Origin of the sequence: Sphingobacterium sp. JUb20 (genome assembly GCF_004342035.1) — a bacterium.
Classification (GTDB): Bacteria; Bacteroidota; Bacteroidia; order Sphingobacteriales; family Sphingobacteriaceae; genus Sphingobacterium; species Sphingobacterium anhuiense.
On sequence record NZ_SLYV01000002.1, the window covers coordinates 643013 to 658004 of the forward strand.

Annotated in this window: 13 protein-coding genes; 2 read left to right on the forward strand and 11 right to left on the reverse strand. The window is 36.4% G+C overall.

Features of this window, described 5'->3' with window-relative positions; genetic code table 11:
• Positions 1 to 13 precede the first annotated feature (13 nt).
• From EDF66_RS05855 to EDF66_RS05880, 6 genes are all read right to left on the reverse strand, one after another.
• Entirely contained in the window at positions 14 to 1087 is a 1074-nt protein-coding gene (locus EDF66_RS05855; RefSeq protein WP_132841225.1) for a complex I subunit 1/NuoH family protein, read from the reverse strand.
• Positions 1088 to 1256: 169 nt separating this feature from the next.
• Complete coding sequence (locus EDF66_RS05860) at positions 1257 to 2543, reverse strand: citrate synthase (protein WP_132769051.1); 1287 nt, start codon at positions 2541 to 2543, stop codon at positions 1257 to 1259.
• Positions 2544 to 2872: 329 nt separating this feature from the next.
• Positions 2873 to 3784: a molybdate ABC transporter substrate-binding protein gene (locus EDF66_RS05865; protein ID WP_021188703.1), complete on the reverse strand. Its 912-nt coding sequence runs from the start codon at positions 3782 to 3784 to the stop codon at positions 2873 to 2875.
• Between the two features lie 14 nt (positions 3785 to 3798).
• On the reverse strand, positions 3799 to 4269 hold the full coding sequence (locus EDF66_RS05870) for a DsrE family protein (RefSeq protein WP_021188704.1): 471 nt from the start codon (positions 4267 to 4269) through the stop codon (positions 3799 to 3801).
• Positions 4270 to 4272: 3 nt separating this feature from the next.
• A complete protein-coding gene (locus EDF66_RS05875) occupies positions 4273 to 5253 on the reverse strand; it encodes a c-type cytochrome (protein WP_132841227.1) in 981 nt (326 codons plus the stop codon).
• Positions 5254 to 5332: 79 nt separating this feature from the next.
• Entirely contained in the window at positions 5333 to 6238 is a 906-nt protein-coding gene (locus EDF66_RS05880) for a LysR family transcriptional regulator (RefSeq protein ID WP_132841228.1), read from the reverse strand.
• A 452-nt stretch (positions 6239 to 6690) separates the two neighbouring features.
• Between EDF66_RS05880 and EDF66_RS05885 the strand changes: the two genes are divergently transcribed.
• Complete coding sequence (locus tag EDF66_RS05885; protein ID WP_021188707.1) at positions 6691 to 7053, forward strand: BlaI/MecI/CopY family transcriptional regulator; 363 nt, start codon at positions 6691 to 6693, stop codon at positions 7051 to 7053.
• A 5-nt stretch (positions 7054 to 7058) separates the two neighbouring features.
• Positions 7059 to 9605 (forward strand): M56 family metallopeptidase, encoded by a 2547-nt coding sequence (locus EDF66_RS05890; RefSeq protein ID WP_132841230.1) that lies wholly within the window; start codon positions 7059 to 7061, stop codon positions 9603 to 9605.
• A gap of 70 nt (positions 9606 to 9675) precedes the next feature.
• Here the strand turns inward: EDF66_RS05890 and EDF66_RS05895 are convergent, their stop codons facing one another.
• The 5 genes from EDF66_RS05895 to pstC form a co-directional block, all read right to left on the reverse strand.
• Complete coding sequence (locus tag EDF66_RS05895; RefSeq protein ID WP_132841232.1) at positions 9676 to 11712, reverse strand: beta-N-acetylhexosaminidase; 2037 nt, start codon at positions 11710 to 11712, stop codon at positions 9676 to 9678.
• 150 nt (positions 11713 to 11862) lie between these two features.
• Positions 11863 to 12426 (reverse strand): aminoacyl-tRNA hydrolase, encoded by a 564-nt coding sequence (pth, locus tag EDF66_RS05900; RefSeq protein ID WP_132841233.1) that lies wholly within the window; start codon positions 12424 to 12426, stop codon positions 11863 to 11865.
• Positions 12427 to 12516: 90 nt separating this feature from the next.
• Positions 12517 to 13263, reverse strand: a complete 747-nt coding sequence (gene pstB, locus EDF66_RS05905) for a phosphate ABC transporter ATP-binding protein PstB (protein WP_132841235.1) — start codon at positions 13261 to 13263, stop codon at positions 12517 to 12519.
• Entirely contained in the window at positions 13253 to 14110 is an 858-nt protein-coding gene (gene pstA, locus EDF66_RS05910) for a phosphate ABC transporter permease PstA (RefSeq protein WP_132769038.1), read from the reverse strand. Before pstA ends, pstB begins: the two co-directional genes overlap by 11 nt.
• Positions 14100 to 14990: a phosphate ABC transporter permease subunit PstC gene (pstC, locus tag EDF66_RS05915; protein ID WP_132841237.1), complete on the reverse strand. Its 891-nt coding sequence runs from the start codon at positions 14988 to 14990 to the stop codon at positions 14100 to 14102. Before pstC ends, pstA begins: the two co-directional genes overlap by 11 nt.
• Positions 14991 to 14992 lie beyond the last annotated feature (2 nt).

Genomic DNA, 14992 nt, shown 5'->3' on the forward strand with positions numbered 1-14992 from the left:
CGAATTAACCAAATTAAACAATTACTAAAATTCTCCAGATCGCTGATATAGCCATACATAAAAACGCGAGAGGTGTTAAAACCTTCCAGCATAAATTCATCAGTTGATCTGCACGTAAACGCGGTAAAGTCCATCTGATCCACATCTGAACCCCAACTAAAAAGAGGGATTTGGAAAAAGTCCAAAATATTCCCCAGCCAAAGGCTGTTGTCCAGTCAGCCAGTTTTAATGGGCCAATATTCGGAAGAGGTGTATTCCAAGCGCCTAAGAATAAAACTACACCCAACATGGATACCAGAAACATCATAGCATATTCAGCTAGAAATAAAAATGCAAACTGTATCCCTCCATATTCGGTATGAAAGCCTCCAACAAGTTCTGATTCTGCTTCCGGAATATCAAAAGGAGCACGGTTACACTCTGCTAAAGTCGCTATAAAAAATATAATATAGGTGACGATCATATGGGGTGCTTGAAAAATATTCCAAGCAAATATACCACCGACATTTTTAACAGACCAAATACCTAAAAACTTGATTTCTTCTGTTGATAATACACCTTGATTCGTCGCAATATCATTCAGATTTAGCGTCTGCGTAAGCATCACGGCTGCGATTAAGGATAATCCTACAGGAATTTCATAAGAAACCATTTGTGCAATTGCACGCATAGAACCAAGCAATGAAAATTTATTGTTAGAACCCCAACCGGCCATTAAGATACCAATAGCATCTATGGAGACTATAGCCATAATTAGGAATAAGCCAGTGTGTGTATTAACTGGAATAAAATCCTTAGACCATGGCATAACAGAAAACCCCGTGAAAACAGCTACGAAAATAACAATAGGAGCCATGCGGAATAAAATTTTATCCGCTAGTAGCGGAGTAATCAATTCCTTTTGTAGGAGCTTTAAAATATCTGCTATGGTCTGGAGAGATCCATATTTTCCCGTTTCCATAGGACCAAGTCTATCTTGAACAAAGCCTGCAATTTTACGTTCCGCATATACCGCAAACAACGTAAAAACTGCTATAAACATGAATATAGCAACAGGAACAAGGATATGGATGAATAAATCTAACAATTCTTATTTGTAATGATTATTAATAAGTGAAATTCTAGTAGGCAAATTTAATGAAAAGGTATGAATTAAGAGAAGGAAAAACAAATTATATACTGGTTTAATAGACATTTGTTTGTGGAAATAAAAAAAGCATCTCGAAAGATGCTTTTTTATTAAAATATTTTAAGAATTAACGTTGTGTTATTTCAACATAATCACGTTCCGTCGGACCAGTATATACTTGTCTTGGACGACCGATAGGTTCTTTGTTTTCACGCATTTCTTTCCATTGTGCAATCCATCCCGGAAGACGACCTAAAGCAAATAATACGGTAAACATTTCCGAGTTGAATCCTAATGCACGGTAAATAATACCTGAGTAGAAATCAACATTTGGATATAATTTTCTATCGATGAAGTATTGATCATTTAATGCCGCTTCTTCTAATTTTTTAGCGATATCTAAAACAGGATCATTAACACCTAATTTTTCTAAGATATCATCACATGCTTTTTTAATGATTTTAGCACGAGGATCGAAGTTTTTATAGACACGGTGACCGAATCCCATCAAACGGAAAGGATCATTTTTATCTTTTGCTTTCGCTAAATATTTTTCAGCATCTCCGCCATCATTTTTGATCGCTTCAAGCATTTCAATTACAGCTTGGTTTGCTCCACCATGTAACGGTCCCCAAAGGGCATTGATACCAGCAGAAATAGAAGCATATAAATTTGCGTTTGATGAACCTACAATACGTACTGTAGAAGTCGAACAGTTCTGTTCGTGGTCAGCATGCAAAATCAATAATTTATGCATTGCATCAATCACAACAGGATCAAAAGTTTTATCCTGATTGACTTCACCAAAGATCATATTTAAGAAGTTGTCGATATAACCTAAATTAGTTTTAGGATATACAACTGGATGACCTAAAGATTTCTTTTGAATCCAAGAAACAATCGTAGGCATTTTAGCCAATAAATTGATAATTGTTTTGTCTTCTTCTTCAGGTGTTGGATTTGGATCTAAAGATTCAGGGTAAAATGCTGATAAAGCTCCAACTAGACACGATAATTGTCCCATTGGATGGGATTTTGAAGGAAAGCCTGCAAAGAAGTTTTTCATGTCTTCATGAATCATCATCTGTGATTTGATGTCCGTTCTGAATTGTTCTAAAACTGCTTTTGTTGGAAGGTCTCCGTATATCAATAAATAAGCAACTTCCAAGAAAGTTGATTTTTCAGCTAATTGTTCGATAGGGTAGCCACGGTATCTTAAAATACCTGTCTCACCATCAAGGAAAGTGACAGCACTTTTTGCTGCACCAGTGTTTTTAAAACCTGGATCTAATGTAATATATCCAGATTGATCTCTCAATTTAGAGATGTCAACTGCTTTTTCGTTTTCTGTACCAGTAATAACTGGAAATTCGTATGACGAACCATTTAAAATAATAGATGCTGTTTCAGACATAAGCTTCTTATGTTATCATGTGTTTATGCAAATGTAATAAAATTGAGGGCTAATATACTAGGTTTTCGTAATAATAATGCCATAATCTAAGCATTTTTGACATTATTTTTAATTTAAAATGTGAGTTATTACTGATACGCGCCATTTGTTTATCCAAAAGTTTTTAATTGGCTCATAAGATAAAAATCTAATTTTTTAAGCATAATGTTGCTTATGCACATAATACAAAAAAAGCCCTTCCAATTTGACTCTTCAATGAGTATAAAAGGAAAGACTTTTTTGATTTTTCCACACAGAAACCTGAAACAAAATTTAGGCAATGCTAAAGCTTAATCTACCTGAAAACCATATTTTTTATAAATATTTTTTGCAGAATCTGATTGGAGGTAAGCCATAAAATCACTAGCAGCTTGTTTATTTTTAGATTTTTTCAATTTACCAGCCATATATTTCGCCGTAATGTTTTCATTATCCGGAATGGTAATACTTTCTACCGGATGATTGATCATTTTTTGAAAAAATGCCTCTGAGTACCATACTGGAGCAACATCGGCTTGACCTTCTAATATTCGAAGTGGACTCTCTCGATGATGTATTTTAGTGAGATAAGTAGATTTATCTGCAACCTTGTCTTCCATAATGGTATGTACGAGTTCTTCTCCACCAACTTTGCGATAAGCGGTTTTTATCTGCTCGCCAACACCTTCCCAAGCTGGATTCGGCATGCTGATACGAACATCCTTACGTTTTAAATCCTTCAAGGATTTGATGTTTTTCGGATTACCCTTTGGAACCATTAAGGTAAGTTTGTTGGTTGCATAAGCAATAGTCTGATCAAAATAGTCAGCCATCTCTGTGATCCGTCTTTGACCCGCAGTGTAAATATCTGGCGTGTGCGTAATCTTCAAATTGCCGATTGTTAGTGATCCACCTTGAATTTGTTTTGCCAGTATTCCCGGAGGTAATGTTTCGACAAATATGCGCTCGTACTGTGGATGTTCTTTCTTGAAAGTTTTGATCAGATCATCGATAACCATAAACTGGTTTCCGGCAAAGAAAATAACCAATTGTGGCTTTTCAATTTCACCATAAAGATCAGGGATGTTGTCAATCCCAGGGATCGTAAAATTAACAGCAGATTCAGGAGGGGTATTCCAAGGAGGATGAAATTGATGATCTTGTGCATAGGAACATGAAGTTCCAAGTAACAAAGCAAGTATAGTTTTAGTGAGTTTTTGCATGTCTTGTTTTCAAATTATGGTTTAACAATTGTCCAGCCTTGATGAGCTCTGATCACCAATTCACCATTACCGCTGGGAACATAACCGATGAAATCAAACAGTTGTTCCTTGGTCAGATTACGTTCTTTTAACGAGTTGGTACATTGTGCTACTTGGACCCCTCTTGCGATTAGTTTTTTGAACTGTTCTTCATATTTAGAAGTACTTTTTAAAAATGCCTCAGTACCACCAGAAAAAGCAATCAGCTCAAGCGTTAATTTTCCTTTTAATCGTGGATCGTCCAACACATTGTTGATGTTGCGAATTGCTTTCTCAATTGTTTTTGGATCATTGCTATCCAATTGGTAGATCGCATGATACGATTTTTTTTCAGCAACAGCTCCTTGAAATGACGCATTTTTCACCAATGCTTCCTCTTGCGTTTGTGCCGCTAATTTACCCATGCTACAGATAGCAAGGATCATAATCATAATTGTTTTATTCATTTTTTAAAAATTAAAAGGACCGAATTTATGTTGTATTGCACTTATCTCGTCGTTATAAGGTGGATAAGGTGAGTCTTTTGGTTTTTTTGCTAAGTTAGGATAGTCATTTTCCTTATTTGCTTTGATTGGTCTAGAAAAAGAATTGATATAAGCAGCCACATCAAATGCCTGTTCATCTGTTAAAATTGGACTGTCGTGAGTAGCACCTAAAGGCATATTTGCTTTGATAAATTTCATTGCAGTTAACATACGTGCCATTCCTGCACCATCATTGTAGGAATCATTTCCCCATAGAGGTGGATATTGATATCCTTTAGTTCCAGCAAGTTTTTGGCCTTCTCCATTTGTACCATGGCAACTTTGGCAATGCTGTTGAAAGACAGTAGCTCCATTCTTTTGATCGGCAGCTCTTTCCGGAATGGTCACTTTGACAAATCCCTGCCCAGTAATTCGCTTTCCAATTGGCGTATCTTTACTGATATGTTTAATATAGGTAACAATTGCCCTCATTTCGGTACTGTTCACATCAATAGCTTTTCCGTTCATGCTACGTTCAAAACAACCGTTGATACGCTCTTCTAGTGATTCCACTTTATCTTCTCTGCCAATGTAAATCGGGAAAACACCTGTAAGCCCTACATAGGGAGCCGCAAATGATTTTGTTCCGCCATTGAGGTGGCAATTGGTACAGGCTAGATGATTACCAATTTTACTTCCATCTTTTTCATAAAAATAGTTGTAAGTCTCCCTTATCAGTTTTTCACCATAGCTTGCCATTTTATCTTCGGCATTGTCAGCATAAGGTGTCAGTTTTAATTGATCAACATGGTTAATTATTTCGCTCTGTTCAGACTCTTTATCAGGAGATTTATGCGCTAAAGCATTTGTCATATAAGCAGATAAAACAATGAAGCATAATAATATGCTCGTCACGATAATAATGGTATTGCTACTCCTCCTAATTTTTTTAATATCCTCTTCCATTCATACTAGGTTTTAAGCAAATGTACCCTATTACAGAATGCTGTTATAATTCATAATTATTATCTGTTATAACGAAATGTTATGAGTAGATTTTACCCTTATGCTGTTGAATAAAGTTCATGAATTTTAATGGAAGGCCCGCAAGTCCTCCAACCAAATGGGTGATGTAGAAATAACGCTCTATGCTAAAATCTTCTAACTCAATGATTTTTAAATCACCGTTTTTAAGCTCTTCTTGTATCGCATGGATCGAAAGAAATGCCGCTGTATTGCTGTATTTAAGATACCTTTTAATACTTTCGGAGGATGATAAAATAATTTCTGTATGGAGATGCTGTAACGAAATTCCAGCTTCTTTCAATTTGCAATCGATGATATCACGAGTTCCAGATCCAGGTTCCCGGAATACGAATGCTAATTTATAGATGTCATTTAAGACAAATCTCTCTTCTTTACATAAAGGATTAGTATTGCGGGTGACCAAAACAATTTCATCTTTGATATAGGGTGTGAATTTTAATGATCTATTATCTGGCAATCCCTCTGTAATCCCCAGATGAATTTCGTTCTTGATGAGAAGTTGCTCAACCCGTTTTGAATTAGCCTGCGTGACTTTTATTTCATTTTGTGGAAAATGGAGATTAAACTCCACTAACATTTTAGGAATTACATATTGAGAAATCGTTGTGCTGATTCCCAGGAAGAGATTTCCATTTTGCTTTCCTGTTATTTCGTTGATTTCATAAGTCGCCTGATTGTATTGTTCCAAAATGACCTGCGCATGTTTATAAAGAATCTTTCCAGCAGGAGTAAGGGCAAGCCGGTTGCCTAATCGTTCAAATAACGGTGTACCAATGGAGTTTTCAATCTCCTGTATATTTTTACTTACAGCTGGCTGTGAGATAAAAAGCTCTGATGCCGCTTTTGTGAAGTTGAGCGTATTGGCTGCAACGTAAAAAACTTTTAACCTAAAATCGAAATCCATAAATGAAATACCCTTATCGTAATGAAATGTATAGAACCAAATCTAAAAAAAATTGAATGCGTTTTTAGCTATTAACAAAATTGTCACAATTATAAATGTAAGTTGTTTTCAAATTTATTGAAGATTTGAATAGCATGATAGAATATGGTTTGGATTTAGAATATTAATTCAGGCCCAGTCAAAGCATGTTTATCAGCCATAGATCTATTGACAGTTTACTTTTATCGGGAATTACTACACAAGGTGGATATCTTGAACTTGATCACAATATTGAATTCTGATAATAATGCTCTTAAACTATAAGCAAGGACAGCTTTGGCATTTCGTGTTTCATTTTTTTCAATGGAGAAATAGTATTTGAAAATCCAGAGAATAAAAAAAAAGAATTATTAATTTGAATTATTACGATTATTTCGTAGACTTGTGTATAATTAGTAGTTTAATAATCAGGTATGGAAAAGTTAACAGCACAAGAAGAACAGGCGATGCAGGCCATTTGGAATCTTAAGGCATGTTTTGTGAAAGAGATTTTGGACAATATCAAAGGCGAGAAGATGCCTTATACGACATTGGCCTCTACAGTTAAAAATCTAGAAAAAAAGGGATTCGTAAAGTCAGTTAAGTATGCAAATGCAAATCGATACGAACCGTTGATTTCTGAAGAAGATTATAAAGAGACATTTATGCACTCTTTCGTAGGAGACTATTTTAAGAATTCATATAAGGAGATGGTTACATTTTTTGTGAAAGAAGAAAAGCTATCTGCATCCGAATTGGAAGAAATCATGCAAATGATCAAGGAAAATAAAAGCTAGTAACCATGGAAAATATCCTAAATTATGCGATCCAGATTAATGTATTACTAAGTGTTGTATACTTAGGATATGTATTGTTATTAAAGAACCTGACATTTTACCTGCTTAACCGCATGTATTTTATTACAGGTATTTTATTTTCATTTACCTATCCGTTCTTAGATATTCAATCTTGGTTTAGAAAACCAATTCCATCCGTAGGGGAGATCGCGATGGATTGGTCAATGGATCTCGGACAAGAGGTGGACAAATCGGTCTTTACCTTAAATAATGTATTGATCCTTTTACTTTTCATAGGGGTAACGATTTTATCAATTCGCTTCTTAATTCAGATGATTAGCCTATTGCGAATTCATATTTATTCTGAACCTGCACAGTGGCAATCTTATCTTTTTAGAAATGTTTTTATACCCATTGTACCCTTTTCGTTTTTAAATAAAATATACGTTAACAGAGATCATCATCCAGAACCGGAGCTCATGGATATTTTTAAACATGAAGATATTCATGTAAAGGGTTTGCATTCTATTGATATCCTGATCAGTGAGTTTACTTTAATCAGCAGCTGGTTCAATCCTTTTGTATGGCTCATGCGAAAGGCAATCCGTGAAAATTTGGAATTTCTAACAGATCAGCAAGTACTCAATAATGGCGTAGATAGACAGACCTACCAGTATAGCTTGCTACGTGTCAATGCTAGCGGCGGGTCGGCGACATTAGGAAATCAGTTTAGTTTTAAGACACTAAAGCGAAGGATAATGATGATGAATAAAAAAAGATCTGCAAAAATACAGCTCGGAAAGTACGCATTTATGTTGCCTATTTTTGTATTGACAGCTGGGGCATTTACTCTAAATAAGGCCGAGGCTAAGATCACTGCAGCAGTAGACGCAGCTAAGGAGATGAATTTAGAAATTCAATTACCGAATGAAAAGGAACTAAAGGGACTGATCGATAACTCAATTAAAATTGATAGTTTGGCAATCGGCGAAATTTCATTGAAAGATATTGATTTTAAGAAAAATTATCTTTTTAAAATAGATGCTAGGACTGTACCTGCAAAAGAGGTTAAAGCATTGAAACAAGATGAAATTGTTAGTGTAAAATATTACAAGCAGGGAGATTTTAGCGTTTCACATGTTGATGACCTGGATAAAGATGGTTTAATCATCGTATACACGAAAAAGGCATTAGCCGAAAAGGAAAGATTAAAAGAAGAAGCAAGAAAAAGAGCCAAATTGTTTTTATTAGATGGTAAGGAGATAACTCTTGATGAATTAAAAAAAATCGATACGAAGACAATAGCATCTTTTATGATTTTAAAAAAAGAAGATGGATTTGCTAAATATGGAGAAAAGGGAAAAAATGGTGTTCTTGAAATGTCAACTAATTCGAATGATCTGTCTGAAACAAAAAATATTGATCTTACAGATGCATCCAATAAAAGAACTATGTCTTTAAGAGGCGAGGTGATCGGTTTAAATGTAAACGATAATTCTCTATCAATTACAGGTGTACCATCTGGCTCTTCATTTAAGACAAGTGATGGGATTGTTACAAAGTCTGTTGTGAGAATTGGAAATCCAATTGCAGGAAAAGAAGTCATATTAATTCTGGATGGAAAGGAAATTGATAATGATGATCTTAATAAGGTTAATCCTGATGATATAAAAGAAATACAGGTTCTTAAGGATAATGCTGCAATTGTAAAATATGGAGAAAAGGCAAAGAATGGCGTAGTTTTGATAACGACAAAATCTAAGGGCGGAGAACCTTCGGAAACAATAATTCCCGAATCCCGTATTAAGGACAATTCAAATAAAATTGAATCAACATATACCCCATTACTGACTAATGTCGTTACTGGTAAGCGAGACCCATTACAGTCCCAGCCATTGTATGTACTTGATGGTAAAATTTATGAAGGTAATATCAATAAGATTAATCAAAGTATGATAGCGAGTATTGAAGTTTTAAAAGGTCCTTCTGCTCATGCTCTTTATGGTAGTAAAGGTGAAAATGGGGTGATAATAGTCACAACTAAAACATCTGCAGAGAAAATTCCAGATACCTTGAAAACTGATATAAAAAAAATTATTAATCGTGAGATTTCAAAAGAAAGAATCCGTCAGGATTCTGTTAAGACGCTAAAGGGTGGTCAAGTTAATCAAATAAAGGTTACGGGATACAAAAAGTCAGCGGATGATTTTTATGCGACAACTTTGCAACAGGAAAAACTAAAAAAGTTTTTAAATGATAACAAAGGAAATATCAATCCAAAAGACGGTTATGTTTTAGTAATAAATGGTAAAGTTGCCCGAGAATCGGATCTTAAGGAAGTCGACGCCAAAACAGTTACGAAAGTAATGGCTACAGATTTAACAGCAAAAAATAGTGAGTTGTCGAAAAATATAATAGGACTATTGGCATTAGAATCATCCACTAATAAAAAAGCAGTTCGGGGTGCAAGTGCCTCTGTAATTAAGAATGGTAAGGAAATTAAGTTGCTGGTCAGTGAAGGTGATCAAAATCCGCGTATTGTGATCAAATGACCCTGATGTTAATGGTTTATGAAAAAGCCTCAAAATCCATAAATTTTGAGGCTTTTTTGTGAAAGAACTTTTATCTCGGTTCAGCTACCGTGAAGGGTTGATAAGGACTTAGGTTAAAAGTAAAGTTTCCATTAGAATCTGTACCACCAACACTTCTTACTTTAGCGCTGACGGTGTATTTCGCTTTGGGATTGTACTGTTTCACTTCAAAATTGAAGAAGAATGGTTTGATCTTATTTGTCCCTCTAAATTTATCTGCTAATGCGTGATGTTTGTCTGCACTGATCACCTGACCATTTTCCAAAAGTTCGACACCATCTATTTCCAAAAAGTTTTTACCTGCTGTAAAGAGGAAGCCCGCCTGCACGCGGCCAGTAGTATACACTTTCTTAGTCACGTCAATTGTCATTTCTTTAAACTCTTCAGTAACTGTTGCAGGACTCCACTTAGCTACTGTATAACCACCGTTTTTATAGTAGTCGACTTTCAGTTCGTCCAATCGATCATAATGTTTTTCCAATCGGGCTGTAAAATCTGCAAAATCTTTTTTATTCTTCACTGTCCATCCCGTCTCAGCTAGTGCCAGTAAGCGCGGGAAGTTATGGATATTCATATCCTTTAGCTCTTGTGTTAATGCAGTCCATTGATTAGCCTGTACACCTAACACCAGTTTTTCCTCATCTTTAGTTAATCCTTTACTCGGATCATACTCGTATACTTTTTCAAGCGTATTGATATTACCGTAGGCTAGATCACTCATAGTACCGTCATTTCGATCTGCTTGTGTAATATCAAAATACAAAGGATCAGTTGGCGTTGCTACACTTTCAAATCCATTTTCTACAGCCTTTTTGATCGCATCAGCTCCGAGCCAGCTCATAATAGCTGTTTCTTTAGGTAGATTTTTAACATCTGTCAAGATATCATTCCATCCCAATGGTTTTCTCCCTTTACTCGTGATAATTTTAGAAACGCGGGTCACAAAGTAACTCTGTAATTCAGTAACCGTTTTAATATTATTCTTTTTCATGAAGTCGATCACGTGTTGTTCCTTTTCCCATAGGTCGTGTCGTACCTCATCACCACCGAAATGTATGTATTGGCCTGGAAATAATGCGGTAACTTCCGTAAATACATCATCAAGAAATTTATAAACAGCTTCTTTTGTTGGGTCTAAAGTATTCGGTGTAAATTGATTTCCCCAGTATCCCCAAGAAGAGACAAAAGGAAATACATGATTGGGGTAGCTATTATTATTAACGCCGAGTTCCGGATATACCAAAATCGTTGGCCAGGAGTGTCCCGGAACATCAATCTCAGGAACAATCGTGATATGTCTTGCTTTGGCATAAGCCACAACATCCTTAATTTGCTCCTGCGTGTAGAAACCACTCCTTTCAGCAGGTTGGTGAGTTGTATGGTGGAAAATTGTTGCTTTTTCAGATGTTAGTTTAGGATATTTTTTGATCTCTATGCGCCAACCCTGATCGTCAGTTAGATGCCAGTGAAAAGTATTCAGTTTATAGAGTGCCATTACATCCAGATATTTTTTGATCACATCCACGCTATAAAATGTCCGGCTTACATCTTGCATATAGCCACGCCAGTTGTACCTTGGAGCATCACTTACCGACACGTTGCGAATAGACCACTGAATCGTATTTATAGTAGATTGACTTTCAATAGCACTTGGTAACAGCTGTCTGAGCGTTTGGGCACCATAATACAAACCTGTGGCAGTTCTAGCTTTCACAACAATATTATCCGATTTAACATCCAGCGTATAGCCCTCTGCTGAACTGTTTTTTAAGCCCTTGTCCAAAACAAAGTGTATCCCTTTTTTACCGGTATTTTCCTGTTCTATTTTAAGAGTAAAACCTGTAGCGATTTTTATTAAACCTGCAAGTTCCTGTATTTCAGATCGATTTTCCTTATTGATGAATATTGTGGTGCCGGAGTTTATAGAGAATGCTCCATTTTGAGCAGTTAGCTCACTTGGTTTCGGTATAATAGAATAACGCGAATCCTGGGCCTCTACGTGATGAGAAAGCAATAAAATGGCTAATATAGTAAGACATTTCTGCTTTGTTTTTTGGAAATAAAACATGCTTTAGTCGGTTTTATATTGATTTAAGTCTGCTTAAAGGTAGAAAATCATTTTAAATTAAAACCAGGCTTTTGAATATCAAACGTTTGCGCTTTTTTGAGCATCGCTTTATAAAAGAAACAAAGCCGTTAACAGGTTAACGGCTTTGTTTTATTTTGTATTCAGATTGGTCATGGTCAGTTCAATACCGATATTGACAAAGCTATTGATCATCTTTACAGCATGATCGATAAGCTGTGGCAGTTCTTTTTGCTCTTCAGGATCAAATGGCCCAAGCACATAATCCACCTGTCTGCCTTTGGGATAATTATCACCAATTCCAAAACGTAGACGCGGGTATGCCTGCCCGCCACATAGTGCTTCAATAGACTTTAAACCATTATGTCCTGCAGCAGAGCCCTTAGGCTTGATACGTAAGGATCCAAAAGGAATAGCAAGATCATCCACAATAACCAGCGTATTTTCGATAGGAACTTTCAGCAGTTGCATGTAATAATTCATTGCCTTACCGCTTAAGTTCATAAAAGTAGTAGGTTTGATTACATATACATTATGGCCCCGTTGCTTATACTCCGCATATGCCGCAAGTTTTAACGTTGAAAAAGAAGCATTAGCTTCCTTAACAAGTTGATCTGCGACCATAAAACCGATATTATGACGTGTGTCGGCATATTCCCTTCCGATATTGCCCAATCCTACGATAAGATAATTCATTGTTTAATACTTAGCCTGCAAAAGTAAGGAAACCTTTTCATATACAATAGTTCTTCCATGCTTTAACAAACAAAATAGCACACTCAGTTCTTATCCAAAGTGTCCGCTAATATAGTTTTTCGTAATTTCATGTTGCGGATTGTTAAAGATATCATAAGTAGCACCCTCTTCCTTCACTTCACCCAGATACATGAAGATCGTTTTATCAGCCACACGTTGTGCCTGCTGCATATTATGTGTCACAATAACAATTGTATACTGTTCTTTTAACTGATGGATCAGCTCCTCTATTTTTAGGGTACTCACCGGATCCAAAGCCGAACAAGGTTCGTCCATTAAAATAACATCAGGACGAAGTGCAACTGCACGGGCAATACACAGACGTTGTTGCTGTCCACCAGATAAACGGGTTGCCGGTTTTTTAAGATCATCTTTCACCTCATCCCACAGATACACCTCTTCAAGAGCTTTTTGAATAACAGCAGGATTTGCATCTAGATTGTTCAGCTTCAGACCGTAAGCGATATTTTCCTGGATACTTTTTGGAAATGGGTTCGCTTTTTGGAAAACCATGCCGATTCTCTTGCGTATATCCGTAACCGAGATACCTTTTTCATAAATATTTTGACCGTCGATACTGACAGTTCCTTCAATTCTAGCATCAGGAACGAGGTCATGCATGCGGTTAAAGGAGCGAAGTAAAGTACTTTTCCCACATCCGGAAGGACCGATCAATGCCGTTACTTTTTTCTCAGGAAACTCAATATCAATTCCCTTTAAAACATGTTTAGAGCCAAACCAGATATTCAGATCTTTGGTATATAAATTATTGGTCATTTTTTCTGTATTTATAACGAATGTAAAATGCGGTTAAATTCATTAAGAAAACCACGATAATAAGTACGAGTGCAGTTCCATAAGCCAATGGACGCACTTCTTCTATAGATTGATGCTGTGTCGACAGCATGTAAAGGTGATAAGGCAAAGCCATAAATTCCTGACTAGTGTTAACAGACACATCTGTAATGTAAAATGCAACACCGGTAAACAAAATTGGCGCTGTTTCACCTGCCGCCCGCGATAATGTCAAAACAACACCCGTGAGGATACCGGGCAATGAAGCCGGAAGCACAACATCTTTAATCGATTCAAATTTTGTAGCCCCAACAGCAAGTGCCGCTTCACGCATACTCGCAGGAATACGTAGTAACGCCTCTTCCGTTGTCGTTATGATATAGGGCAAGGATAAAAGCCCCAATGTCAAACCAGCAGATAAAAGTGAAGTTCCAAAATGTAGGCCCTGCACAAATAATGCTAATCCGAATAAACCATAGATGATCGATGGTACACCTGATAAGTTACGTATAGAAGCTCTGATGGTACGTGTCAGCCATGTGTTTTTGGCATATTCATTTAAGTAGATAGCACAGCAGACACCAAAAGGAATTGCAAATAGCGCCGTTATCAATGTCAAGATAACTGTTCCGATTATTGGCGAAAGCACGCCACCTTTAGTCATACCATCGGTTGGTAATTCAGTGATGAAAGACCACGAGATCGCAGACCAGCCTTTTGAAAAAATTTCGTAAAGGATGACAATAAGGAAAAAACAGACTAATCCAGTAGAAAGTAATAATGAACCCCATTCAATAATGGGAGTTATTTTTTTAAAATTAAGCCGCATGATATTTTCTAAAACGATTAATAAAATATTCACCAACCAGATTGGCTATTAAAGTCATGAAGAACAATACAATTGCGATGGCAAATAAAGCAAAGTAATGTGTTGTCTGAAAAGGCACTTCGCCCATTTCTATAGCAATTGTTGCTGTAATGGTTTTGACCGAGTCAAAAAAGTCCTTAGGAAAAAGTGCGGCATTACCAGTTGCCATCAATACCGTCATGGTCTCACCGATAGCTCTTCCAAGTCCGAGCATAACGGCTGCAATGATTCCCGGAGCTGCTGCTGGAATAGTAATTTTGATCAACGTCTGCCATTTACTTGCGCCAAGTGCATAGCTACCTTCACGATAAGTTTTTGGAATAGCATGGATGGCATCTTCAGAAATGGTGATGATGGTCGGTAATGCCATAATAGCAAGTAAAAGAGAACCGTTTAAAGCATTTAGTCCATTTGGAAGATCTGTAAGCGATGCTATTTTGGGTCCTACCAATACAATTCCTAAGAAACCGATGACAACAGAAGGAATAGCAGCAAGCATTTCGATTAAGGGTTTCAATATATTTTTAACTTTAGGACTTGCATATTCCGAAATGTAAGCTGCTGTACCAATTCCCAAAGGGATCGCAATTACCATAGCGCCAAATGCAACAATTGTTGTACTCACGATCAATGGTAAAATACCATAGGTAGGAGTTGCAGCTGTAGGGTTCCATTCACGTCCCGTTAGGAAATCCAATGGTTTTACTTCTAAAAAGAAAGAAATAGCATTGTAGAGTAACATTCCGAAGATACCACCTAAAAGTGCCAACACAAGATATCCTGTCAATTTGAAAGTGTGCTGGGCGACACGATCAATTAAAATTCTATTTTTATACTTCATAA

Coding starts and splice junctions, on each gene's coding strand:
- EDF66_RS05895 (WP_132841232.1), bottom strand. CDS start 11,712: ATGTTTTATTTCCAAAAAACAAAGCAGAAATGTCTTACTATATTAGCC.
- EDF66_RS05880 (WP_132841228.1), bottom strand. CDS start 6,238: ATGGATTTCGATTTTAGGTTAAAAGTTTTTTACGTTGCAGCCAATACG.
- EDF66_RS05885 (WP_021188707.1), top strand. CDS start 6,691: ATGGAAAAGTTAACAGCACAAGAAGAACAGGCGATGCAGGCCATTTGG.
- EDF66_RS05870 (WP_021188704.1), bottom strand. CDS start 4,269: ATGAATAAAACAATTATGATTATGATCCTTGCTATCTGTAGCATGGGT.
- pstA (WP_132769038.1), bottom strand. CDS start 14,110: ATGCGGCTTAATTTTAAAAAAATAACTCCCATTATTGAATGGGGTTCA.
- EDF66_RS05860 (WP_132769051.1), bottom strand. CDS start 2,543: ATGTCTGAAACAGCATCTATTATTTTAAATGGTTCGTCATACGAATTT.
- pth (WP_132841233.1), bottom strand. CDS start 12,426: ATGAATTATCTTATCGTAGGATTGGGCAATATCGGAAGGGAATATGCC.
- pstB (WP_132841235.1), bottom strand. CDS start 13,263: ATGACCAATAATTTATATACCAAAGATCTGAATATCTGGTTTGGCTCT.
- EDF66_RS05875 (WP_132841227.1), bottom strand. CDS start 5,253: ATGGAAGAGGATATTAAAAAAATTAGGAGGAGTAGCAATACCATTATT.
- EDF66_RS05890 (WP_132841230.1), top strand. CDS start 7,059: ATGGAAAATATCCTAAATTATGCGATCCAGATTAATGTATTACTAAGT.
- pstC (WP_132841237.1), bottom strand. CDS start 14,990: ATGAAGTATAAAAATAGAATTTTAATTGATCGTGTCGCCCAGCACACT.
- EDF66_RS05865 (WP_021188703.1), bottom strand. CDS start 3,784: ATGCAAAAACTCACTAAAACTATACTTGCTTTGTTACTTGGAACTTCA.